General features: G+C 73.1%; 22 protein-coding genes. 12 read left to right on the top strand and 10 right to left on the bottom strand.

Features of this window, described 5'->3' with window-relative positions:
- Positions 1 to 3: 3 nt before the first annotated feature.
- Positions 4 to 546: an Lrp/AsnC family transcriptional regulator gene (locus ACIP98_RS00365; protein WP_319660059.1), complete on the top strand. Its 543-nt coding sequence runs from the start codon at positions 4 to 6 to the stop codon at positions 544 to 546.
- Here the strand turns inward: ACIP98_RS00365 and ACIP98_RS00360 are convergent.
- From ACIP98_RS00360 to ACIP98_RS00350, 3 genes are read right to left on the bottom strand one after another with little or no spacing between them, the layout of a single operon-like run.
- On the bottom strand, positions 543 to 1289 hold the full coding sequence (locus ACIP98_RS00360; protein ID WP_319663279.1) for a hypothetical protein: 747 nt from the start codon (positions 1287 to 1289) through the stop codon (positions 543 to 545). The two genes, ACIP98_RS00365 and ACIP98_RS00360, sit on opposite strands and share 4 nt — an antisense overlap.
- A gap of 33 nt (positions 1290 to 1322) precedes the next feature.
- The gene (locus ACIP98_RS00355; RefSeq protein ID WP_319663280.1) at positions 1323 to 1976 is read right to left on the bottom strand and encodes a TetR/AcrR family transcriptional regulator; all 654 of its coding nucleotides are present in this window, start codon (positions 1974 to 1976) and stop codon (positions 1323 to 1325) included.
- A gap of 2 nt (positions 1977 to 1978) precedes the next feature.
- Positions 1979 to 3514: a 3-hydroxyacyl-CoA dehydrogenase gene (locus ACIP98_RS00350; protein WP_401973012.1), complete on the bottom strand. Its 1536-nt coding sequence runs from the start codon at positions 3512 to 3514 to the stop codon at positions 1979 to 1981.
- 134 nt (positions 3515 to 3648) lie between these two features.
- On the opposite strand from ACIP98_RS00350, the gene paaN reads away from it, so the two are divergent.
- On the top strand, positions 3649 to 5325 hold the full coding sequence (gene paaN / locus ACIP98_RS00345) for a phenylacetic acid degradation protein PaaN (protein ID WP_319663282.1): 1677 nt from the start codon (positions 3649 to 3651) through the stop codon (positions 5323 to 5325).
- Positions 5326 to 5365: 40 nt separating this feature from the next.
- Here the strand turns inward: paaN and ACIP98_RS00340 are convergent, their stop codons facing one another.
- Positions 5366 to 5929 (bottom strand): CGNR zinc finger domain-containing protein, encoded by a 564-nt coding sequence (locus ACIP98_RS00340; RefSeq protein WP_401973011.1) that lies wholly within the window; start codon positions 5927 to 5929, stop codon positions 5366 to 5368.
- A 124-nt stretch (positions 5930 to 6053) separates the two neighbouring features.
- Between ACIP98_RS00340 and ACIP98_RS00335 the strand changes: the two genes are divergently transcribed.
- The 3 genes from ACIP98_RS00335 to ACIP98_RS00325 all read left to right on the top strand — a co-directional run bounded on the left by ACIP98_RS00335 (position 6054) and on the right by ACIP98_RS00325 (position 8338).
- Positions 6054 to 6515, top strand: a complete 462-nt coding sequence (locus ACIP98_RS00335) for a VOC family protein (protein ID WP_319663284.1) — start codon at positions 6054 to 6056, stop codon at positions 6513 to 6515.
- Between the two features lie 85 nt (positions 6516 to 6600).
- Positions 6601 to 7518, top strand: coding sequence for a pyridoxamine 5'-phosphate oxidase family protein (locus tag ACIP98_RS00330; RefSeq protein WP_401973010.1), 918 nt, complete (start codon positions 6601 to 6603; stop codon positions 7516 to 7518).
- Positions 7519 to 7540: 22 nt separating this feature from the next.
- Complete coding sequence (locus ACIP98_RS00325; protein ID WP_401973009.1) at positions 7541 to 8338, top strand: TrmH family RNA methyltransferase; 798 nt, start codon at positions 7541 to 7543, stop codon at positions 8336 to 8338.
- On the opposite strand, the gene ACIP98_RS00320 is transcribed toward ACIP98_RS00325, so the two are convergent.
- Together ACIP98_RS00320 and ACIP98_RS00315 are read right to left on the bottom strand one after the other, a co-directional pair.
- Positions 8319 to 9671, bottom strand: a complete 1353-nt coding sequence (locus ACIP98_RS00320) for an HTTM domain-containing protein (RefSeq protein WP_401973008.1) — start codon at positions 9669 to 9671, stop codon at positions 8319 to 8321. The genes ACIP98_RS00325 and ACIP98_RS00320 overlap by 20 nt on opposite strands.
- Positions 9668 to 10348 carry a DUF5819 family protein gene (locus ACIP98_RS00315; protein ID WP_319663287.1) on the bottom strand — a complete coding sequence of 227 codons (681 nt, stop codon included), beginning with the start codon at positions 10346 to 10348 and terminating at the stop codon, positions 9668 to 9670. Before ACIP98_RS00315 ends, ACIP98_RS00320 begins: the two co-directional genes overlap by 4 nt.
- 335 nt (positions 10349 to 10683) lie before the next feature.
- On the opposite strand from ACIP98_RS00315, the gene paaA reads away from it, so the two are divergent.
- From paaA to ACIP98_RS00290, 5 genes are read left to right on the top strand one after another with little or no spacing between them, the layout of a single operon-like run.
- The gene (paaA, locus tag ACIP98_RS00310; protein ID WP_401973007.1) at positions 10684 to 11688 is read left to right on the top strand and encodes a 1,2-phenylacetyl-CoA epoxidase subunit PaaA; all 1005 of its coding nucleotides are present in this window, start codon (positions 10684 to 10686) and stop codon (positions 11686 to 11688) included.
- Positions 11685 to 11978, top strand: a complete 294-nt coding sequence (paaB, locus tag ACIP98_RS00305; RefSeq protein ID WP_319663289.1) for a 1,2-phenylacetyl-CoA epoxidase subunit PaaB — start codon at positions 11685 to 11687, stop codon at positions 11976 to 11978. The genes paaA and paaB overlap by 4 nt, the downstream gene beginning before the upstream one ends.
- Complete coding sequence (paaC, locus tag ACIP98_RS00300) at positions 11975 to 12691, top strand: 1,2-phenylacetyl-CoA epoxidase subunit PaaC (protein ID WP_319663290.1); 717 nt, start codon at positions 11975 to 11977, stop codon at positions 12689 to 12691. The genes paaB and paaC overlap by 4 nt, the downstream gene beginning before the upstream one ends.
- Positions 12685 to 13188 (top strand): 1,2-phenylacetyl-CoA epoxidase subunit PaaD, encoded by a 504-nt coding sequence (gene paaD / locus ACIP98_RS00295; protein WP_401973006.1) that lies wholly within the window; start codon positions 12685 to 12687, stop codon positions 13186 to 13188. The genes paaC and paaD overlap by 7 nt, the downstream gene beginning before the upstream one ends.
- Positions 13189 to 14268 (top strand): 2Fe-2S iron-sulfur cluster-binding protein, encoded by a 1080-nt coding sequence (locus ACIP98_RS00290; protein WP_401973005.1) that lies wholly within the window; start codon positions 13189 to 13191, stop codon positions 14266 to 14268. It abuts the gene before it with no gap.
- 30 nt (positions 14269 to 14298) lie between these two features.
- Here ACIP98_RS00290 and ACIP98_RS00285 read toward each other — a convergent pair whose 3' ends face one another.
- The 3 genes from ACIP98_RS00285 to ACIP98_RS00275 all read right to left on the bottom strand — a co-directional run bounded on the left by ACIP98_RS00285 (position 14299) and on the right by ACIP98_RS00275 (position 17197).
- Positions 14299 to 14631: a rhodanese-like domain-containing protein gene (locus ACIP98_RS00285; protein ID WP_319663293.1), complete on the bottom strand. Its 333-nt coding sequence runs from the start codon at positions 14629 to 14631 to the stop codon at positions 14299 to 14301.
- A gap of 48 nt (positions 14632 to 14679) precedes the next feature.
- Positions 14680 to 15492 (bottom strand): hypothetical protein, encoded by an 813-nt coding sequence (locus ACIP98_RS00280; protein ID WP_319663294.1) that lies wholly within the window; start codon positions 15490 to 15492, stop codon positions 14680 to 14682.
- 292 nt (positions 15493 to 15784) lie between these two features.
- Positions 15785 to 17197 carry a DUF2252 domain-containing protein gene (locus ACIP98_RS00275; RefSeq protein ID WP_319663295.1) on the bottom strand — a complete coding sequence of 471 codons (1413 nt, stop codon included), beginning with the start codon at positions 17195 to 17197 and terminating at the stop codon, positions 15785 to 15787.
- 179 nt (positions 17198 to 17376) lie between these two features.
- Here ACIP98_RS00275 and ACIP98_RS00270 point away from each other — a divergent pair, with 179 nt between their 5' ends.
- A complete protein-coding gene (locus tag ACIP98_RS00270; RefSeq protein ID WP_401973004.1) occupies positions 17377 to 19872 on the top strand; it encodes a SpoIIE family protein phosphatase in 2496 nt (831 codons plus the stop codon).
- A 33-nt stretch (positions 19873 to 19905) separates the two neighbouring features.
- On the opposite strand, the gene ACIP98_RS00265 is transcribed toward ACIP98_RS00270, so the two are convergent.
- A complete protein-coding gene (locus ACIP98_RS00265; RefSeq protein WP_319663297.1) occupies positions 19906 to 20292 on the bottom strand; it encodes a helix-turn-helix domain-containing protein in 387 nt (128 codons plus the stop codon).
- A gap of 129 nt (positions 20293 to 20421) precedes the next feature.
- Between ACIP98_RS00265 and ACIP98_RS00260 the strand changes: the two genes are divergently transcribed.
- Positions 20422 to 21039, top strand: a complete 618-nt coding sequence (locus ACIP98_RS00260) for an FMN-dependent NADH-azoreductase (RefSeq protein WP_401973003.1) — start codon at positions 20422 to 20424, stop codon at positions 21037 to 21039.
- Positions 21040 to 21053 lie beyond the last annotated feature (14 nt).

Below are 21053 nucleotides of genomic sequence, written 5' to 3'. Positions count from 1 at the left end.
TCCATGACAGGGAGGCTCGGGGGCGTGACGGATTCCCAAATTTCTCGGGGGACCTCCCCCGAAACCCAGAGCGCCGCGGCGTCCGACCCCGCGGCGGCGGTCCGGCCGCTGGACGCGATCGACCGCGCGATCCTGCGCTACCTGCAGGAGGACGGCCGGGCGTCGATACGGTCGGTCGCCGAGCGGGTCCACGTGTCGCGGGCGAACGCCTACGCCCGCATCAACCGGCTCATCGAGGACGGCGTCATCCGCGGCTTCACCGCCCGCGTCGACCACGAGCGGGCAGGTCAGGGAGCGTCCGCGTACATCACCTTGAAGATCGTCCAGAACTCCTGGCGCACCGTGCGCGAAAAGCTGATGGAACTGCCGGGGGTCGCGCACATCGCCCTGGTCAGCGGGGACTTCGACGTGCTGATGCTGGTGCACACCCCGGACAACCGCAGCCTGCGGGAGCTGGTGCTCACCCGGATCCAGGCGGTGCCGGAGGTGCTCAGCAGCCGCACCCTGCTGGTCTTCGAGGAGACCGACCGCGTGCTGACCGACTAGCCGGCGCCGCCGCCCCCGCCCGCGTACTTCGCCAGGAAGTCCGTGACGGTGGCCCAGTTGGCGTCGTCGGTGAGCATGCCCACCCCGTGCATGGGACCGTTGACGATCTCCAGCCGGTTCTCGGGGGCCTTCTTCGTCGCCTTGTGCAGGGCCTTGCCCGCCTCCGCGAACCGGGTGTCGCCGGCCGCGGCCATGTAGAGCACCGGCGCCGTCAGGCGGGGCACCGCCGAACCGGCGTCCGTCACCCCGTAGTACTCGGGGGCGGACAGCGAGACCACGGCGTCCACCGGCGGGCTCACCTCCACGGCCCCCGCCAGGACTCCCGTGCCGCCCTTGGACGCGCCCATGAGCAGCACGTGCCGGGCGCCCTTGGCGCGCAGCAGCTTCACCCCGGCGACGACCTCCGGCACCTCGCTCCCGTTGGAGTCGACGACCAGGACGCGGTAGCCGTCCTCGACCAGCAGGTCCGCCTGCGGCATCCACTGGCACAGGTCGCCGTCCGACTGGTGCATCAGCAGCACGGCGGCGGCGCCCTTGCCCCCGAGCCAGGCGTCCACCGGGTTGCCCTCGGTGTCGTCGTAGGACGTGCTCCCCGCCTTCGCCTGGGCCTCGGTGAGGCACCCGAAGTCCTCCGGTGGCGTGGCCTCGGCAGCGGCCTTCCCGTCGCCTCCGCCCCCGCACCCCGCGAGCAGCAGGACGGCGGCCAACGGGGCGCACACACGGACTCGGACCATGAATGACATGGCCCCGAGCGTGGAGGTTGGACTAGACCAACGTCAAGATATCCGCAGCCCGTCGAACGCCAACCGCACCACGGCGTCCACGACCGCCGCGTCCTCCTGCTCGGGCGCTTCCGCCGGAGCCCCGGCGTCCGCCGCGCCCCCGGTGCCGGGCACATGGGGCCGGTACCACTCGACCAGGGAGTTGATCATTCCGAAGAGCAGCCTGGTGGCGAGCCTCGGCGCCACGTCCGCCCGCAGGTCGCCCTCCGCCACCGCGGCCTTCAGCAGGGCGGCGACCCGGTGGTCGAACTCCCTGCGGCGCTCCATGGCCCAGCGCTCGGTCTTGGTGTTGCCGCGCACCCGCAGCAGCAGGGTGACGTAGGGCAGTTCCGCCATCAGCACCTCGGTGGTGCGCCGCGTGACGTACTCCAGCCGCTCGACAGCGCGCCCGCGCCGCGCCTCCGGCTCCTCCAGGATGCCGAACAGCCCGTCCAGGGCACGCCCGACGGCCCGCTGCAAGAGCTCCTCCTTGCCCCGCACATGGTGGTAGATGGAGGACTTGGAGATGCCGGCGGCCTGCGACAGATGCTCCATGGACGTGCCGTCGTAGCCGCGCTCATTGAAGACCCGCACGGCGACGGCCAGCAGCGAGTCCGGAGTGTAGGTGTCCCGCTTGGGGGCGGGGGTGTCGCGCTGTGCCATGGTCATGATTAGAGCAGTCTCCCCTCGGCGGCCGCTCGGCGGATCAGCAGGCGGGACGGCGCGTAACGGCCGGTGGGGCAGGCCTCGTCCAGACTGCGCAGCACATCGACGACCCACGCCGGACCCAGTTCGTCCCCCCACGCCAGCGGACCGCGCGGGTAGTTCACACCCATCCGCATCGCGGCGTCGATGTCCTGCGGCGACGCCACGCCGCGGGCCACCGCGTCCGCGGCGAAGTCCACGAGCATCGCCACGGTGCGCGCGACGATCATGCCCGGTGCGTCGTCGATGACGCTGACCTTCTTGCCCAGCGCCTGGAAGAGCCCGATCGCGGCCCGGACCGTCTCCGGGCGGGCGGTGTCGGCCGGGGCGAGGGCGACGCGGGTGGCGGCACGGTAGTCCAGCGCCAGGTCGAACTGCACCCAGTCGCCCGGCCGGTCCCTCTCGGTGGGGTCCGGCGTGGCCGCGACCCCGTTGGCCAGGTACAGCTGCCCGCCCCCGGGCAGTTCCACCCAGGCGTCGAAGGGGTCGGAGAAGTCGCCGGCCACCACCTCGATGCCCGCCTCGGCGATCAGCTCGGGCAGCACTGCGGCCGGCCCGGAAGCGCTCATGCGCACGGTCACCTTGGAAGGCGGCTTCTCAGGCCCGGCCGTGTGCGGCTCGGGCAGGGGCGCGCCCGGCGTGTGGTCGTACCACCCGTGCCCCGCCTTGCGGCCCAGCCGCCCGGACTCCACCAGGCGGCGCTGCGCGAGGGAGGGGGTGAACTTCGGGTCCTGGAAGTAGGAATCCCACACCGACCGCGTGACGGCCTCGTTCACGTCCTGGCCGATCAGGTCCGTCAGCTCGAAGGGCCCCATACGGAAGCCGCCGCTCTCCCGCAGCACGGCGTCGATGGTGGCCGGGTCCGCGACCCGCTCCTCGTACAGCCGGAACGCCTCGGCGTAGAAGGGGCGCGCGACGCGGTTGACGATGAAGCCGGGGGTGTCGGTGCAGCGCACCGGCGTCTTGCCCCAGGCGGCGGCGGTGTCGTACGCGACCTGGGCGGCCGCCTCGTCGGTGGCGGCGCCGGAGACCACCTCCACCAGAGGGAGCAGCGGCGCGGGGTTGAAGAAGTGCAGGCCCACGAAACGGCCCGGAAGGCGCAGGGCGCCGCCCACGGCGGTGACCGACAGGGACGAGGTGTTGGTGGCCAGCAGGCAGTCCTCGGGAACCACGCTCTCCAGCGCGGTGAAGAGCTGCTGCTTGGCGCCGAGCTCCTCCAGGATCGCCTCGACGACCAGCGACACGCCCGCCAGGTCCTCGATCGCCTGCGCGGCCGCCAGCCGGCCGCGTGCCGCGTCGCGCTCCGCGGCGGTCATGCGGCCCTTCTCCACCAGCCGGTCCAGCCGCTCCGCTATGGCCCGCTCGGCCTGCTCGGCGCGGCCCGGCCCGGCGTCGTAGAGCCGTACCGAGTGGCCCGCGACCAGTGCGACCTGGGCGATTCCCTGGCCCATGGTGCCCGTGCCGACAACCGCGATCGTGCTGGATCGGTCAAGAGCACTCATCGTCGCCTCTGCTCCTCGCCACTTGTCCACAGCTTCGGCAGGCCCCCTTGTCCCGACCGAACATTCGGTTAATCTAGCCGTGTTGCCAGCACCCTGCCCACCCGTAGCACCAGCTCGACGAGGAGTTGGCCCCCATGGCTGCCGTTCTCACCGCTGTCCCGCTGATCGAAAAGCATCGCGAGACACTCGACAAGGCCCTCGAGGCAATCCGTACTCGCGAGTACTGGTCTCCGTACCCCGAGCACCCCAAGGCATACGCCGACGCCGAGACCGGCAGGACCGCGTTCGACGCCCTCCACGGCACCCGCTTCGACCTGGACCAGCCCGGCACCGACGGCTGGACCGGCGGCGAGGTCTCCCCGTACGGCATCGAGCTCGGCGTGGAGTACCCGCATCCCGACGTGGACGTGCTGCTCCCCGCGATGCGGGCGGCGATGCCGGCCTGGCGCGAGGCCGGGCCCGAGACGCGCGCCCTGGTCTGCCTGGAGATCCTGGCGCGGATCAACGCGCGCACCACGGAGCTGGCCCACGCGGTCATGCACACCTCCGGCCAGGCCTTCATGATGGCCTTCCAGGCCGGTGGCCCCCACGCCCAGGACCGCGGCCTGGAAGCCGTCGCGTACGCCTACGCGGAGCAGGTGCGCACCCCGGGCGCGGCCGAGTGGACCAAGCCGCAGGGCAAGCGGGACCCGCTGGTCCTGCGCAAGGAGTTCACCGCGGTGCCGCGCGGCGTCGCCCTGGTGATCGGCTGCAACACCTTCCCGACGTGGAACGGCTACCCGGGCCTGTTCGCCTCGCTGGCCACCGGCAATCCGGTGCTGGTCAAGCCGCACCCGCGGGCCGTGCTGCCGCTGGCGCTGACCGTGCGCATCGCGCGCGAGGTGCTCGCCGAGGCCGGCTTCGACCCGAACCTGGTGTGCCTGGCCGCCGAGCGCCCGGGCGAGGGCCTGGCCAAGACGCTGGCCCTGCGGCCGGAGATCCGCATCATCGACTACACCGGTTCCACCGCCTTCGGCGACTGGCTGGAGGCCAACGCCCGCCAGGCGCAGGTCTACACCGAGAAGGCCGGCGTCAACACCGTCCTGATCGACTCCACGGACGACTACAAGGGCCTGCTCTCCAACCTGGCCTTCTCGCTGTCGCTCTACAGCGGTCAGATGTGCACCACCCCGCAGAACTTCCTCATCCCCCGTGACGGCGTGGCGACCGACGCCGGGCACAAGAGCTTCGACGAGGTGACGGCCGACCTCGCGGCGGCCGTGAGCGGCCTGCTCGGCGACGACGCCCGCGCCAACGCCCTGCTCGGCGCCCTGGTCAACCCCGACGTCAAGGCCCGGCTGGAGGCCGCCGCCTCCCTCGGCGAGGTCTCCCTCGCCTCGCGCGAGGTCGCGCACCCCGAGTTCCCCGGCGCCGTGGTCCGTACCCCGCTGATGGTCAAGCTGGACGGCGCCAAGCCGGACGACGAGGCGGCCTACATGTCGGAGTGCTTCGGCCCGGTGTCCTTCGCCGTGGCCGTGGACTCCACGGACGACGCGCTGGAGCTCCTGCGCCGCACGGTGCGCGAGAAGGGCGCGATGACGGTCGGCGCGTACACGACCTCCCCCGAGGTGGAGCGGAAGGCCGAGGAGGTCTGCCTGGAGGAGGCCGCCCAGCTCTCCCTCAACCTGACCGGCGGGGTGTACGTGAACCAGACGGCCGCGTTCTCCGACTTCCACGGCTCCGGCGGCAACCCGGCCGCCAACGCCGCGCTGTGCGACGGCGCCTTCGTCGCGAACCGCTTCCGGGTCATCGAGGTCCGCCGCCCGGCCTGATCCGCGAGCCCACACCAGCGCCCCGTCCGGAGTAGCCCTGTCACTCCGGACGGGGCTCCTTTGTGCGCGCGTGATGGCGCGACGCCTTGGCGCGGTTGCCGCACACCGCCATGGAGCACCAGCGGCGCCTGCGGTTCTGCGACGTGTCGAAGAAGTGCAGGATGCACCGGTCGTGGGCGCAGGCCCGGATCCGCGCCGGATCGGCGGCCAGCAGCCCCAGGTAGTCGTCGACGGCGATCCACGCTGCCCGCCAGGCCGGGAGGTCGGTCTCGACCTCCTCCGCCGGACGTCCGTCCGGGCCGACGAAGCGCCGTACCCGCCCATGGGCGAGTACGGCGTTGAGCCCGTCCAGGGCCTCCCGCGACGGCGCCCCGGGGTCGCGCACCGCCACCGCGAGCGCCTCGCGAGCGGCCAGCACGGCCTCCAGCGCCGCCGCGTCGTCCGGGCAGCGTCCCGCCAGCCCGTTCGCCTCCAGCCAGACCGTCAGGCCGTCGGGCCCGGTCAGCAGGTCCCGTACCTCGTCACCCGCCATCCACCGGGTGTTGAGGAGGTCGAGCGAGACGGGTTCCCCGAGCAGCGGACGCGGGTCGATCACGGGCGGCATGGACCTCACCCTAACCCTTTCGACGACTGACACTGGTTGACTCCACCCAGGCTAACCCTTACGTTCGTAAAGAACGGTTAGCCTGGACGGGCCGGGCGACCACGACCGAGGGAGCCACCGCCTCATGTCCACCGCCGCCGCACCCGCCTCCCTGCACACGGGCCACGTCGGACTCAACGTCACCGACCTCGACCGCTCCGTGGCCTTCTACCAGCGGGTCTTCGGATTCGAGGCCGCCGAGGGCGCCGACGGGGAGCGCCGCTGGGCGTTCCTGTCCCTGGGCGGGACCCTCGTTCTGACCCTGTGGCAGCAGAGCGAGGGCGACTTCGCCGTCTCCCGGCCGGGCCTGCACCACCTGTCCTTCCGGGTCGACTCGGTCGAGGAGGTCCGCGCCGCCGAGGACGTACTGCGCGGGCTCGGCGCCTCCTTCGCCCACGACGGTGTGGTCCCCCACCGGGAGGGCGGCTCGTCCGGCGGCATCTTCTTCGCCGACCCGGACGGCATCCGGCTGGAGATCTTCACCGACTCCGGCGCCGGCACCGCCCCCGCGCCCCACGAGGCTGCTCCCACCTGCGGATTCTTCTGAGCACGCGACCGCACCGCCGCACCACCGCGCGAAGGACCCACGCGCACGTCCCGATCCGACCCGCCCCACCCAGGAAGGACCCGGCATGACGACAGCCCCGTCGAGCACGTACCACCCCGGCGAACGGGCCGTACAGGCCCGCGCCGGCGTCCTCGTCCGCGCCGACCACGTCGGGCGCGGCATCCGTGACGACGTGCCGGCCGTCGCCGCGGCTTTCCTGGAACAGCGCCGGATGATCGTCGTCGGCGCCGCCGACGAGCGGGGACGGCTGTGGGCCTCGCTGCTGACCGGGCCGCCCGGCTTCGTGCGCTCCCCCGACGTGCGCACGCTCACCGTCGCCGCCCGGCCGCACCCCGACGACCCGCTGGCCGCGACCCTCGACGGCCCGGCCCGCGTCGGGCTCATCGCCGTCGAGCCGGAGACCCGGCGGCGCATGCGGGTCAACGGCAGCGCGCGCCCGGACGGCGACGGCCTGCTGATCCGCGCCGAGCAGGTGTACGCCAACTGCCCCAAGTACATCCAGCGACGGGAGCTGACGGCCGCGGGGCTGCCCCCGGCGACCGGCGGCAGGGTCACGCGCGGCACCGGGCTGACCGCGGACCAGCAGGACCGGATCCGCGCCGCGGACACCTTCTTCGTCGCGACGGCCGGCCCCGACGGCGCCGCCGATGCCTCGCATCGCGGCGGCAACCCCGGCTTCGTGACGGTGACGGACGGCCACCGGCTGCGCTGGCCGGACTACAGCGGCAACTCCATGTTCATGACGCTCGGCAACATCACCACCAGGCCCGCCGCCGGGCTGCTCTTCCCCGACTGGCGGACCGGCGGCGTCCTCATGCTGACCGGCACGGCGCGTGTCGCATGGGACCGCGACCCGGACGGCGAGGACGGGCGCGGCGTGGACTTCACGGTCACCGAGGCCGTCGAGCTGCCCGGCATCAGCACCCTGCGCTGGGGCGCCCCCGAGTTCTCCCCCGCCAATCCGCCCGTCCGGGAGGCCTGAGCACTACCCCTAGGCTGAGGCCATGAGCACGGACGACACCCGGCGGGTCACCCGGGAATGGCGGGAGGCCGCCCCCGGGGCCGTCCTGCTGGACGGCTTCCACGCGCTGAAGCACGCGCTGCGCTTCGGGGCCCGGATCCACTCCGTGCTCACGTCCGACAAGGCCGCGGTCCTGGCCCTGGCGGCCGATCTGGCCGAGGACGTCGCCGCGGCCGTCGATGCCCTGGCCGTCGAGGTCCCGGCCGCCACCCTGCGCGAACTGGTGCCCCGGATCCACCCGACCGGCATCGCCGCGCTCGCCTCCCGCCCGGACCGGGAGGCGAATCTGCGCGTCCTGTCCGAGCGGCCCCGCCGGGCTCCTGTTGTCGTCCTCGACGGCCCGCGCAACCTCGGCAACGTCGGCGCCGTCATCCGTCTCGCGGCCGGTTTCGGCGCCACCGGCGTCGTCACGGTCGGCGGCCCCGACGACCTGGACCCCTGGCACCCGAACGTCGTCCGGGCCGGGGCCGGCCTGCACTACGCGACCGCCGTGGAGCGCCTGCCGCTCGACGCGCTGCCCCCGGGCCCGCTCTACGCGCTGGACCCCGAGGGTGAGGACATCCGCCGCGTCGCCCTCCCCGACGACGCGCTGCTCGTCTTCGGCTCGGAGCGGCACGGGATCTCTCCCCGCCTGCGGGATCGCGCCACCCGGCTGCTGGCCGTGCCCATGCGCCCCCAGGTCTCCAGCTTCAACCTCGCGACCACGGTCGGCATGGCCCTGTTCCACTGGCTGCCGGACCCGGCCTCCGGGGCCGCGGGCGTCACACCGGCAGGTCCGTAGGCGCGGGCTCCGTACCCGGCTCCGCCCGCCCGCGTCCGGGACCCGGCACCACGGCACGCTCGCCGCTGCCGGCGCGGCCTGCCGGGCCGCGGCGCGCCGGCCGGCCCAGGCGGTCGCCCGCCCAGCGCAGGAAGCCCGTGGGCAGGAAGACCGCGTCGGCCGCGATCATCGCCATCGAGAAGAACGGCAGGCCGAGGAGGAAGGCGATCGAGGCGTGCTCGACGATCATGAGCGCGAGCAGCGCGTTCTTCACCCGGCGGTTGAAGAGGGTGAAGGGGAAGGCGACCTGGACGATCACCGTCCCGTACGTGATCGCCATGACCACCAGACCGCTGCTCGCCATGGCGTGCGACAGCTCCGGCCACGGGCTGAAGTCGTCCAGGTGGAGCGGGTAGTACAGGGCGGTGCCGTCCTGCCAGCGCGACCCCTGGATCTTGTACCAGCCCGCGGTCGCGTAGATCAGGCACACCTCGACGACGACGACCAGCATCGCCGCGTTGTGCGTGATGTTGGCGAACACGTCAAGGAGGGTGCGGGGCTCGCCGGGCGCGTAGCGGCGCACGGCCCACCACACCGCCTGCAGCAACAGGACGCCCCACAGGAACGGCGTCCAGCCGAGCCACGGCAGCAGGCCGTCGGTCCAGGTCAGACCGGTACGGCCGAGCAGTTGGGCGATCAGGAGGAACATCCCCAGGACGGCCCACAGGGCGATTCCGGCGGCGTCGCCGTCCCGCTCGTCCCCGCTCCGCGCCCGACGGCGGGCGTCGAGCGACCACACCTGGCCGCAGCGGGTGAAGACCAGGTAGATCGCCATCAGGTGGATGACGTTGTCGCCGCCGTCACCCATGAACACGCTGCGGTTCTGCAGCGACAGCACGCCGGCCATGAACAGCAGCGACGCGGTCCTGGTGCGCCAGCCCAGCAGCAGCATGGCGCTCGCGGCGATGGAGGCGGCATAGACGAACTCGAACCAGACCCTGCCGTCGCCCCACAGCAGGACGGTGAAGGCGTGGTTGTCCGCGATCAGCCGGCTCGCCTGGGCGTAGCCCCACACGCCGTCGGGTCCGTAGAGCTCGTGGCGGTGCGGGAACTCGCGGAGCAGGAACAGCAGCCAGGTCAGCGCCATACCGATCCGGACGACGGCGCTCTGGTACGGGCCGATGGCGGTGCCGGTGACGCGGACGAGGGCGCGGGTCAGACCGCGGTCGGCCGCGGTGGCCAGGCCCGTGAAGGGCGAGGGCACCGCGGACGGGTCCTGAGCGGGTACCGGGGCCGGGACGGGCGCGGGGGAGACGGCGGCGGAGTGGTCCGGGGAGTGCACGGGCTCGCTCACGACGCGTCCCCCTGCCCCGCGGCAGCGGCCTGGTCCCGCGGAGTGACGTTCCACCACGGGAGCACCTGGAAGCTGGTGCGCGTGTCGGTGTTCTCGGGGCTCCAGACCGGTGCCGCGACCGCCGTCGTACCGGTGCGCACCTGGACCCGTTCCAGGTCGTCGCTGCCCAGCCGGTGGCCGAGCCGTCGCTCGACGATCCGCTGCAGGTACTCCTTGCTGAGGTCGCCGCGCAGACCGATCGGCTTGTTCTGGTCACCGTGCGTGGTGCTGTAGAAGGTCCAGGCCCGCCGGAGCTCGTTCTGCTCGGTGTGGCTCGGGGCGATGCTGTGGCGGATCGCGACGATGTCCATGGCCGTGAGGTCGATCCAGCCGGTGGTCCGCACGGTGACGTGGGGCCCGCGGACGTCGGCGCGGGCCCAGACGTGGACGTTCTGCTGGAGCGGGTTGGGCGCGAAGAGCTTCCAGTTCTGCTCGAACTCGGGGTAGACGTAGTCGCCGACCAGGTCGCCGTGCTGCTTGGAGAGCGTGTTCTGCGGGGCGACGTGCAGGAACACCATGAGGAGGTGCACGGCCACCCCGACCACCGCCGCGGCCAGCGCCAGCGCGACCGCGACCCGGGAGGCCCGCGACAGCGCGAATATCCCGGTCGCTCCCCCGGGCCCTTCGGGTGGCTCCATGGTGGCTCCCGCTCCTGTTCCGCGTGTTCCCGGCGTATTCGATGTCTCCGGCGCATCCGGTGCATCCAGTGCATCCGGCGCGTCCGGCGTACCGCTGGGTCCACTCAGCACGGAACGGTACTCATGCCACGCGTCGGCGGTACAGCCATCCCGGTCTTCGCCGGCCGATCGACGCCTCCCGCCGGCGCCTGGGGAGGGCTGCGCGCGCACCGCGACGGAGGCCGGGGGAACCTGCCGCGCGGTTTTCCACAGGCCCCGCCCGGCCTTGACACCCTCACGGGCACCCCCGACCATTGAACCGAACGATCGGTCGGTCGGGAGGGAAGGGGCCTCGCATGACGACAGCGGCCACGGCCGGGGAGAGCACGGAGACCGCGGAAACGGAATCCGGACTTCTCTCCGCCTTCGACGCGGCGGTCGCCGCCGACGCGAGGATCGAGCCTCGCGACTGGATGCCGGACGCCTACCGGGCCACGCTGGTCCGGCAGATGGCACAGCACGCCCACTCCGAGATCATCGGCATGCAGCCGGAGGCCAACTGGATCACCCGCGCGCCCTCCCTGCGGCGCAAGGCCATCCTCATGGCCAAGGTCCAGGACGAGGCCGGCCACGGGCTCTACCTCTACAGCGCCACCGAGACCCTCGGCGTCAGCCGCGACGAGCTGCTGGACAAGCTCCACGCCGGCCGCCAGCGCTACTCCTCGATCTTCAACTACCCCACGCTGACCTGGGCCGACGTCGGCGCCATCGGCTGGCTCGTGGACGGCGCCGCGATCACCAACCAGGTGCCGCTGTGCCGCTGCTCCTACGGCCCGTACGCGCGCGCCATGATCCGCATCTGCAAGGAGGAGTCCTTCCACCAGCGCCAGGGGTACGAGCTGCTGCTCGCCCTCAGCAAGGGCACCGCCGAGCAGCACGCCATGGCGCAGGACGCCGTCGACCGCTGGTGGTGGCCCTCGCTGATGATGTTCGGCCCTCCGGACGGCGAGTCCGCCCACTCCGCCCAGTCCACGACCTGGAAGATCAAGCGGCACTCCAACGACGAGCTGCGCCAGCGCTTCGTGGACATCTGCGTCCCCCAGGCCGAGATCCTCGGCCTCACCCTCCCCGACCCCGACCTGCGGTGGAACGAGGAGCGCGGCGCCCATGACTACGGAGCCATCGACTGGACCGAGTTCCAGGAAGTCCTGCGCGGCAACGGTCCGTGCAACGAACAGCGCCTGACCCAGCGGCGCACCGCCCACGAAGAGGGCGCCTGGGTGCGTGAGGCGGCGACCGCCCACGCGGCCAAGCAGCGAGCGGCCGGTCGCACGGCCGGGCACGAAGGGGGAGAGCGATGACGACCAGCGCCCAGGAGTGGCCGCTGTGGGAGGTCTTCGTCCGCAGCCGACGCGGACTGAGCCACACCCACGCCGGCAGCCTGCACGCCCCGGACGCCGCCATGGCGCTGCGGCAGGCCCGGGACCTGTACACCCGGCGCAGCGAGGGCGTGTCCATCTGGGTGGTCCCGTCCACCGAGATCACCGCCTCGTCGCCCGACGAGAAGGACCCCTTCTTCGCCCCGTCCGCCGACAAGCCCTACCGGCACCCGACCTTCTACGAGATCCCCGAGGGGGTGCAGCACCTGTGAAGGCCGCGATCGCACTGGGGGACGACGCGCTGGTGCTCGCCCAGCGCCTGGGGGAGTGGGCGGGGCACGCCCCCGTCCTGGAGGAAGAGGTCGCCCTCGCCAACATCGCCCTCGACCTGCTGGGCCAGGCCCGCGTCCTGCTCTCCCTCGCCGGTGACGAGGACGAGCTCGCCTACCTGCGCGAGGAGCGGGAGTTCCGCAACCTCCAGCTCGTCGAGCAGCCCAACGGCGACTTCGCCCACACCATCGCCCGCCAGCTCTACTTCTCCGTCCACCAGGAGCTGATGTACGGCGAACTGGCCCGCGCCAAGGGCGGCCCCGAGGTGGCCGACCTGGCCGCGCTCGCCGGCAAGGCCGTCAAGGAGGTCGCCTACCACCGCGACCACGCCGTCCAGTGGACGCTGCGTCTCGGCGACGGCACCGACGAGAGCCACACGCGGATGCAGCGCGCCCTGGACACCCTGTGGCGCTACACCGGCGAGATGTTCCAGCCCGTCGAGGGCCTGCCGGTCTCCCTCCCGGAGCTGCGCGAACCCTGGCTCGCCGCCCTCTCCGACGTCCTCGGGCGGGCCACGCTGACCCTCCCCGAGGGCCCCAGCGTGACCCCCTGGTCCGCCGGGGCCGGCCGGCAGGGCATCCACACCGAGCCGTTCGGCCGGATGCTCGCGGAGATGCAGCATCTCCACCGCGCACACCCGGGGGCGACATGGTGACCACCGGCCTCAGCGCGCTGGAGGCGGAGCTGCGCGCCGCCGTCGGCGCAGTGCCCGACCCCGAGCTGCCCGTCCTCACCCTGAAGGACCTCGGCATCCTGCGGGACGTGCACCTCACCGGCCCCGTCAGCGTCGAGGTCGAGCTCACCCCCACCTACACGGCCTGTCCCGCCCTGGACACCATGACCGCGGACGTGACGCAGGTGCTGCGCGAGCACGGCATGACCGAGGTGTCGGTCCGCACGGTGCTGTCACCGCCCTGGTCCACCGACGCGATCACCGACGAGGGCCGCCGCAAGCTCACCGAGTACGGCATCGCTCCCCCGCGGACGATCGCGCCCGGCGGCGGGCCGATACCCCTGGAGCTCGCGGTGCGCTGCCCGCACTGCGGCTCCCTCGACACCGTCCTGCTCAACCGCTTCTCCTCCACCTCGTGCAAGTCACTGCGCCGCTGCGAGAGCTGCCGCGAGCCGTTCGACCACTTCAAGGAGCTGTAGATGGCACCCGTCCCCGGGGCGCATGGCGCCTTCCACCCGCTGCGGGTGGCGGAGGTCGACCGGCTCACGGACGACGCAGTGGCCGTCACCCTCGAAGTGCCCGAGGAACTGGGCGAGATCTACCACTTCGCCCCCGGCCAGCACATCGCGCTGCGCCTCAGGGCCGACGGCCGCGAGATCCGGCGGACGTACTCGCTGTGCGACCCGGCACCGCACGGAACCGCGCCGCGCACTCTGCGGGTGGGCGTGCGGCTCGTGGAGGAGGGCGAGTTCTCGACCTTCGCCCACAAGGAACTGGCGGTGGGCGACCTGCTGGAGGCGATGAGCCCGGCCGGGCGCTTCGTCCTCCATCCGCGCCCGGGGCACTTCGCGGCGGTCGTCGGCGGCAGCGGGATCACTCCCGTGCTGTCGATCGTCTCCACCCTGCTGGCCCGTCAGCGGGAGGCCCGGTTCTGCCTGATACGCAGCGACAGGACCGCCGCGTCCACGATGTTCCTCGAAGAGGTCGCCGACCTGAAGGACCGTTACCCGGACCGTTTCCAGCTGGTCACCGTGCTCTCCCGCGAGGAGCAGCAGGCGGGGCTGCCGTCCGGGCGGCTCGACGAGGAGCGGCTGACCGGTCTGCTGCCGGCGCTGCTGCCGGTCGGGCGGATCGACGGCTGGTTCCTGTGCGGCCCCTACGGGCTGGTGCAGGGTGCCGAGCGGGCGCTGCGCGGCCTGGGGGTGGCCCGCGGCCGCATCCACGAGGAGATCTTCCACGTGGACGCCGCACCGGTGGCCACCCCGGTCGCCGGAGTCCGCGAGGGCGCCACCGTGCGGGCGACCCTCGACGGGCGCGCCGGCAGCTGGCCCTCGCAGGGCGCTGAGTCGGTGCTGGAGACGGTGCTGCGCAACCGGGCCGACGCTCCGTACGCCTGCAAGGGCGGGGTGTGCGGGACCTGCCGGTCCCGGCTGGTCTCCGGAGAGGTGCGGATGGACCGCAACTTCGCGCTGGAGCCCGAGGAGATCGAGGCGGGATACGTGCTGGCCTGCCAGTCGCACCCGGTCACCTCCTCGGTGGAGGTGGACTTCGACGCCTGACCTCGCGGCCGGGCGGGCCCGGCCGCCGGCTCAGAGCACGTACGCCTGGTCGCCGCCGTCCGCCACCAGCGGGCGGCCCGCGGCCTCCCAGCCGAGCATGCCGCCGTCGACGTTCACCGCGTCGATCCCCTGCGCGAGCAGGTACTGCGCGACCTGCGCCGAACGGCCGCCGACGCGGCACACCACGTGCACGCGACGGTCCTCCGGCAGCTCCCCGAGGCGGGCCACGACCTCACCCATGGGGATGTGGACCGCGCGCTCGGCGTGGCCGGCGTTCCACTCGTCGTGCTCCCGGACGTCCAGCAGGTAGCCGTCGGCCGGCACCTGGGCGGGGTCCACCGCGGGCAGCTGGGCGTTGAACATGGAAAGGACTCCTTCGATAGGGCGTGCGGTCCGACCGTACCCCGGACGCTACGCGGGGCCCTTCTGGGACCTGACAAGCTCCGCGAGCCGCGCCTCACGGTTGGCGACCTGGTTGAGCAGGCTCTCGGCGATCTCGTTCAGCAGGCTGTCCGGATCGTCCGGGGAGAGCTTCATCATCTGCGCGATCGCGCTCTCCTCCAGCTCCGCCGCCGAGGCGGCGAGCTGCTCCTTGCGCTGCGCCAGCCACTCCAGCCGGGCGTAGAGGACCTCGCCCTCGCTGGGCTGCTGCTCCTCCGGCACCGGACCGGCCTCCCACTCGGCCGCCAGCTCGCGCAGTCGCTCCTCGTCGGCGTACGCGTACGCCTCGTTGACCCGGGCGATGAACTCACTGCGGCGCTCCTGCTCCGCCTCGTCCTGCGCCAGGTCCGGGTGCGCCTTGCGGGCCAGCTCGCGGTAGAGGCGCTGAGCCTCCTTGCCGGGCCGGACCCGGCGCGGCGGGCTGGGGTCCTCGCTGGGACGGACGCCGTCGGAACCGAGCAGCCCCCCGAACAGTTCCTCGACCCCCGGCATGGGCATCACCAGGGCCCGGGCCTCCCAGGCACGGCGGATGTCGTCCCGGTCGCCGCTCTTGGCCGCGACCGCCTCGGCGATCAGCGCGTCGAGCTCGTCGAGCCGGGCGTACATGGGTCCGAGTTTCTGGTGGTGCAGCCGGGAGAAGTTCTCGACCTCCACCCGGAAGGTCTCCACCGCGATCTCGAACTCGATCAGTGCGCGCTCGGCGGCCCGCACGGCCTGTGCCAGCCGGTCCTGCGGATCGGGGGAGGCGTCGGCGGTCGCTTCAGTGCCGGAGGTTTTCTTCACCGGTCCAGCCTACGAGGCCGAACGGGTGCCGGTCACAAGGTCCGTGAGCCTGCTCGCGCCCCGCCCGCCCCCTGAGCGCGCTCCTGTGCGCTCCGGCGCGCGCCCCGCGCACGCATGTACGCCCCACCGCCCCGGCGGCGTCCCGTGGACTCCGTGCCCATCGGAGCGCTCCCAGGCCGCCGCATCCGCGCCCCCAACCGCCCTCGCACCGCTGCCTCGGACCGCCCCCGCACCGCTGCCTCAGACCGCCCTCGCACCGCCGCCCTCGCACCGCAGCCCTGGCACCGCCGCCTCAGATCCCCGTCTCCGCCGCGATCCGCCCCGCCCGTACCCCCGCCAGCAGCTCCGCGTGGTCGGCCTCCGTCCGGTCCGCATACGCGACCGCGAACGACGCCACCGCCTCGTCCAGCTGCTCCCCCTTGCCGCAGTACGCGGCGATCAGCCGCGGGTCGGCGTTGTGCGCGTGCGCACGGGCCAGCAGCGCCCCGGTCATCCGGGCGTAGTCGTCGATCAGCCCGGCCCGCAGCGAGGCGGGGTCGACGCTGCCCTTGCGGTTGCGGAACTGCCGCACCTGGTACGGCCGGCCCTCCACGTCGGCCCACCCCAGCAGGCTGTCGCTGACGACCTGCATGCGCTTCTGCCCCAGCACCACGCGCCGCCCCTCGTGCCCGGCCGCGGGCGCCCCGAAGCCGGCCCGCCCCAGGTGCGGCACGAGCGCCGACGGCCGCGCCTCCTTCACCTGGAGCACCAGCGGCTCACCGTGGTGGTCCAGGAGCAGCACCACGTACGAGCGGGTGCCCACGCTCCCCGTCCCGACCACGCGGAACGCCACGTCGTGCACCGCGTACCGGGACAGCAGCGGCCACCGGTCCTCGCCGACCGTGGCCAGATAGCCCTCGACGGACAGGGCGCCCGCGACGGCCACCGCCTCCGCGTCCGGCACCCGGCGCAGCACCGGCGGCGCGTCGACGAAGCGCCGTCCGCCGCCCCCGTCCGGCTCGGTCGCCCGGGCGGCGAACTTGGCGCTGGTGTTGCGCCGCGCCTTGTCGCCGACCCGGCGCAGCGTGCCGGCCAGGTCGCGGGCGTCGGCGTGGGTCACCAGCTCCTCGTCGGCGACGGCGTGCCAGCCCTCCATCACCGGCAGTTTCGCCAGCAGCCGCATGGTGCGCCGGTAGGCGCCGACCGCGTCGAAGGCCGCGCCGCGGCAGACGTCCTCGCCCGCGCCGGCCTCGCGTCCGGCGAGCACCAGGGAGACGGCGAGCCGTTTGACGTCCCATTCCCAGGGTCCGTGCACGGTCTCGTCGAAGTCGTTGATGTCCATCACCAGGCTGCCGCGGTGGTCGCCGTACAGGCCGAAGTTGGCGGCGTGGGCGTCGCCGCAGATCTGGGTGCCGATGCCGGTGACCGGGGTGCCGGCCAGGTCGCCGGCCATGCGCCCGGCCGAGCCGCGCAGGAACGCGAAGGGGCTCGCGGCCATCCGCCCCACCCGCAGCGGCACGAGCCCGGGAATGCGCCCCTCGCTGGAGGCGAGCACCGATTCCACGGCCCCCTGGCGGCCGTCCTCGGACGCGAGCTCGGCGTGCGACTCCCGCGGCACCCTCTGGCGCAGGGCCCGGCCCTCCTGCCGGGGCGCACCGTCGTGCGGCCACCGCGCGAACCCCGGGATGTGCGGAATTCTGTGCTCCACCTGCTGCACCTGCTCCACGCGCCTCTCCACCCCTTCGGGCCATGCCCGGTTGGTCACTCCTGGGGGCAATCTAGCCATTTACCGGACCGCGTCCGTTGTTTCATGCTTGCCTGAACACGAACGAACCGACCCTGATTGCCCCTTCAGCCTTCCGCGCCGAACCGCAGCCGAACCGCAGGTACCCGACGTTGGATGAGATGACCAGGCTCCCTGCCACCGCCACCACCACCGCGCTCGCGGCCACGGGCGTCTCCGCCCTGCTGCGCCTCGCCGTCGTGTGCGTCGACCCCGACGGGGACATCTCGTACTGGAACCGCGGTGCCGAAGAGCTCTTCGGACACCGCTGGGAGGGCGTTTTCGGCCGCCCGTCGGCCGGTCTGCTGCCGCATGCCCCGAGCGCGGCCGGACCGCCAGGACCGGCGGCACCGCCCGGCCGGTCCACGGCCACCGGGCAGGACGTGCTGGAGCTGCTGGACGACCTCACGGAGCCCGCGTGGGCGGGCAGCCTGCCCGCCACCGACCGTGACGGCGCCGTCAAGGACGCGATGTGGTGGTCGTACCGGATCATGGAGCCGGCCGGCCGCAGCCTCCTGCTGATCGCCGCCAACGCCCGGCCGCTGCGCGACACCGGGCCGCGTCTGGCGCTCGGCGACCGCCTCCTGCCGTACACCGCCGACACCTCGGCGGTGCGCGGGGGCGTGCGCGTCGCCGCCCGTCTCGCCCCGGTCCCCGATCCCGGGCACGCCGGGCTGCTGGCCGGCCGGCTCGGCTCGGTGCTGCCGCGGGTGAGCGCCGGCCGGCTGGAGCGGATCATGCAGCAGATCGTTCCGCTGGGGTACCCGGCGGTGGAGGTCGACGGCGCGCTGCCGCTGCCCGTCCTGCCCGAGGAGTACGAGGCGGGCGCGGTGCGGGCGGCGCCCGCCAATCCCGGCACCGGCCGTACGGCCCGGACGACCCGCCCGGCGTATCGCGAGCTGCTCCCCGGCCCGCGCGGCGACGGGACGCCGCCGTCGCTCGCTCCGGCGCCCGCGCCCGGGCACGTGCTGGACGAGCAGTTGGCGCTGCTCCGCGAGACGGGCGCCAAGGTCGGTTCCACCCTCGACCTGGAGACGACGGCGCGGGAGCTGTGCGCGGTGACGGTGCCGCGGTTCGCCGACTTCGCGGCGGTGCTCGTCGTGGACCAGTTGTTCTCCGACACGGAGCTGCCCAAGGACGACCGGGCCGGGGACACGATCGTCGCCCGCCGGGTGGCCGTCGCGCACACCGCGGCCACCCCCGGCGCGTGGGCCGCCGCCCTGCCGGAGGGCGAGCTGATCCCGTTGCCCACCGACAGCACCCCGCGGATCGGGGAACCCCTGGTCGTCCCGGTGATAGACCCCGCGATCGCCCAGGACATCGCCTTGGACCTGGGGGTGCCGGGGCTCGGGCCGCTGCTGCCGGAGCGCTCGATGATCGTGGTGCCGCTGACGGCGCGCGGCACGGTGCTGGGCCGCATGTGCTTCCTGCGGCATCCGGGCCGGCGCCCCTTCGACGCCAAGGACGCCGCGACGGCCTCCGAGGTGGCCGCGCGCGGCGCCGTCCACCTGGACAACGCGCGGCTGCACCGGATGGAGTCGCGGGCCGCGGCGACGCTGCAGCGCAGCATGATGCCGACCCGGCCGCCGCGGCTGCCCGGGGTGCGGATCGCCCACCGCTACATGCCCGGCGACCGCCAGGCCCAGGTGGGCGGCGACTGGTTCGACGCCATCCAGCTGCCGGGCGGCCGGGTCGCGCTGATCGTCGGCGACGTGATGGGGCACGGTCTGCTGTCGGCCGCCGTGATGGGCCAGTTCCGGACCTCGGTGATCACCATGGCCGCCCTCGACCTGCCGCCCGCCCAGCTGCTGCGCCACCTGGACAACCTCGCCCACCGTCTCGGCGCCGAGCACCTGGCGACCTGCGTGTACGCGGTCTACGACCCGATCCACCGCACCCTGACCCTCGCCAACGCCGGTCACATCCCGCCGGTGCTGTCCCGGCACGACGGCCGCAGCGAGCTGCTGCAGATCCCCAAGGGCGCCCCGATCGGTGTGGGCGGCGTGCCCTTCGAGACGGTGGAGATCCCCGTCCCGGACGGCAGCTGGCTGGTGCTGTGCACGGACGGCCTGGTGGAGGTGCGCGGGCAGGGCATAGACGCCGGCCTGGCGGCCCTCTGCGCCAATGTCATCGAGCCGCAGCAGACGCCGGAGGACGTCTGCGAGCAGATCCTCAGCCGCGTCCACTCCGACGACCGGCGCGACGACGTGGCACTGCTGGTCGCCAACTTCCAGGGCATCCCGTCGCAGGACGTCGCCGAGTGGCGGTTGTCGATGGACCCCTCCGACGTCCGCAGGGCGCGGGCGCTCACCCGTGCGCAGCTGGCGGAGTGGGGGCTGGAGGGGCTCGGCGAGCTGACGGAGCTGCTGGTCAGCGAGCTGGTGACCAACGCGCTGCGGGCCGCCTCGCACGAGGTGTCGTTGCGGTTGATGCGGGTCGGCAAACTGCTGGTCGAGGTGAGCGACGACGACCACAACCTGCCGCAGCTGCGGCGCGCGGACGCCGACGACGAAGAGGGCCGTGGGCTCGCCCTGGTGAGCAACCTCTCACGGCGCTGGGGCACCAGCCGCCAGGCCGTCGGCAAGGTCGTCTGGTTCGAGTTGCCGCTGCCCTCCTGAGCGTGGCGCCGGCGGGAACCGGGGCGGCGGCGGTCAGCAGGCGTCGGATCCGATCCCGCCGCAGGGGTTCTCGCCGGGCAGGTGGTTCTCAGCCCAGCGGCCGAGTTCGCCCAGGGCAGGGCCGAGCGCCTCGCCCGCCCCGGTCAGCCGGTAGCTGACCCGCAGCGGAGGCCCGGAATCCACCTCACGGACCACCAGCCCGGCCTCGGCCAGCTCCGTGAGCCGGTCGGAGAGCATGCGCTCGCTGATGCCGGGGATGGCCCGGCGCAGTTCGGCGAAGTAGGCCGGCCGCTGTGTGAGGACCGCCACGACGAGGCCCGTCCAGCGCTTGCCGAGGAGCCCGAAGACGCGCGTCAGCCCGCCGTCGACGCGCGCGCACTGCTCCGGCGGATGGTCCGCCTGCTCGATCTCCTGTGCCATGCCCCCACGATACCGCCCTTGTCACTAGCGGCTGCAGAAAAGTAAGCTCCTGTGATAGCAATAGCTACACACGAAGCCATAGCTGCGAATCTTTCGTTCTATGCGAAGTAAAAGGAAGCGAGCACCCCCATGCCCACGCTGCTGCACATCGACTCGTCCATCTGGCCCGCCGAGAGCTCCACCTCCCGCGACGTCGCCGCCACCTTCCGCAAGGAGTGGGAGGCCCAGCACCCGGGCGGCGAGGTGATCTACCGGGACCTTTCCGCCGAACCCGTGCCGCACCTCGACGCCACCGCCTACACCGCGGGTGCCGAGCACCCGGTCCGGGGCGAGCTCGTCGACGAGCTGGAGCGCGCCGACGCCGTGCTGATCAGCGCGCCGATGTACAACTACACAATCCCGTCGACGCTGAAGGCCTGGCTGGACCAGGTGATCATCCTGGGCCGCACCGCGGGCGAGCACCCCTCCGCGGCCGACACCCCGGTGGTCGTCGTCGCCAGCCGCGGCGGCGGTTACGGCCCGGGCACCCCGCGCGCCGACTTCGAGTTCGTCACCACCTACATGGAGAAGGTGCTCTCGGCCGGCCTCGGCATCAAGAACCTGTCCTTCATCGTCCCGGAGCTGACCCTGGCCCGCGTCGTGCCCGCGATGGCCGACCTGATCGACCTCTCCGACGCCTCCAGGGCCAGCGCCCACGAGCAGGCCGGCGCCAAGGCCAAGGAACTCGCCGCCCGCATCGCCGCCTGACCGCCGGGCGCCGC

This window comes from Streptomyces sp. NPDC088354, from assembly GCF_044753585.1.
GTDB lineage: Bacteria > Actinomycetota > Actinomycetes > Streptomycetales > Streptomycetaceae > Actinacidiphila.
The sequence above is the reverse complement of the archived record's forward strand: the minus strand, read 5'-3'. Positions and strand labels throughout refer to the sequence as shown.

Coding starts and splice junctions, on each gene's coding strand:
- paaA (WP_401973007.1), top strand. CDS start 10,684: ATGACGACAGCGGCCACGGCCGGGGAGAGCACGGAGACCGCGGAAACG.
- ACIP98_RS00360 (WP_319663279.1), bottom strand. CDS start 1,289: ATGTCATTCATGGTCCGAGTCCGTGTGTGCGCCCCGTTGGCCGCCGTC.
- ACIP98_RS00330 (WP_401973010.1), top strand. CDS start 6,601: ATGACGACAGCCCCGTCGAGCACGTACCACCCCGGCGAACGGGCCGTA.
- ACIP98_RS00350 (WP_401973012.1), bottom strand. CDS start 3,514: ATGAGTGCTCTTGACCGATCCAGCACGATCGCGGTTGTCGGCACGGGC.
- ACIP98_RS00260 (WP_401973003.1), top strand. CDS start 20,422: ATGCCCACGCTGCTGCACATCGACTCGTCCATCTGGCCCGCCGAGAGC.
- paaD (WP_401973006.1), top strand. CDS start 12,685: ATGGTGACCACCGGCCTCAGCGCGCTGGAGGCGGAGCTGCGCGCCGCC.
- ACIP98_RS00270 (WP_401973004.1), top strand. CDS start 17,377: ATGACCAGGCTCCCTGCCACCGCCACCACCACCGCGCTCGCGGCCACG.
- paaB (WP_319663289.1), top strand. CDS start 11,685: ATGACGACCAGCGCCCAGGAGTGGCCGCTGTGGGAGGTCTTCGTCCGC.
- ACIP98_RS00325 (WP_401973009.1), top strand. CDS start 7,541: ATGAGCACGGACGACACCCGGCGGGTCACCCGGGAATGGCGGGAGGCC.
- ACIP98_RS00340 (WP_401973011.1), bottom strand. CDS start 5,929: ATGCCGCCCGTGATCGACCCGCGTCCGCTGCTCGGGGAACCCGTCTCG.
- ACIP98_RS00365 (WP_319660059.1), top strand. CDS start 4: ATGACAGGGAGGCTCGGGGGCGTGACGGATTCCCAAATTTCTCGGGGG.
- ACIP98_RS00315 (WP_319663287.1), bottom strand. CDS start 10,348: ATGGAGCCACCCGAAGGGCCCGGGGGAGCGACCGGGATATTCGCGCTG.
- ACIP98_RS00355 (WP_319663280.1), bottom strand. CDS start 1,976: ATGACCATGGCACAGCGCGACACCCCCGCCCCCAAGCGGGACACCTAC.
- ACIP98_RS00285 (WP_319663293.1), bottom strand. CDS start 14,631: ATGTTCAACGCCCAGCTGCCCGCGGTGGACCCCGCCCAGGTGCCGGCC.
- paaN (WP_319663282.1), top strand. CDS start 3,649: ATGGCTGCCGTTCTCACCGCTGTCCCGCTGATCGAAAAGCATCGCGAG.
- ACIP98_RS00265 (WP_319663297.1), bottom strand. CDS start 20,292: ATGGCACAGGAGATCGAGCAGGCGGACCATCCGCCGGAGCAGTGCGCG.
- ACIP98_RS00290 (WP_401973005.1), top strand. CDS start 13,189: ATGGCACCCGTCCCCGGGGCGCATGGCGCCTTCCACCCGCTGCGGGTG.
- ACIP98_RS00335 (WP_319663284.1), top strand. CDS start 6,054: ATGTCCACCGCCGCCGCACCCGCCTCCCTGCACACGGGCCACGTCGGA.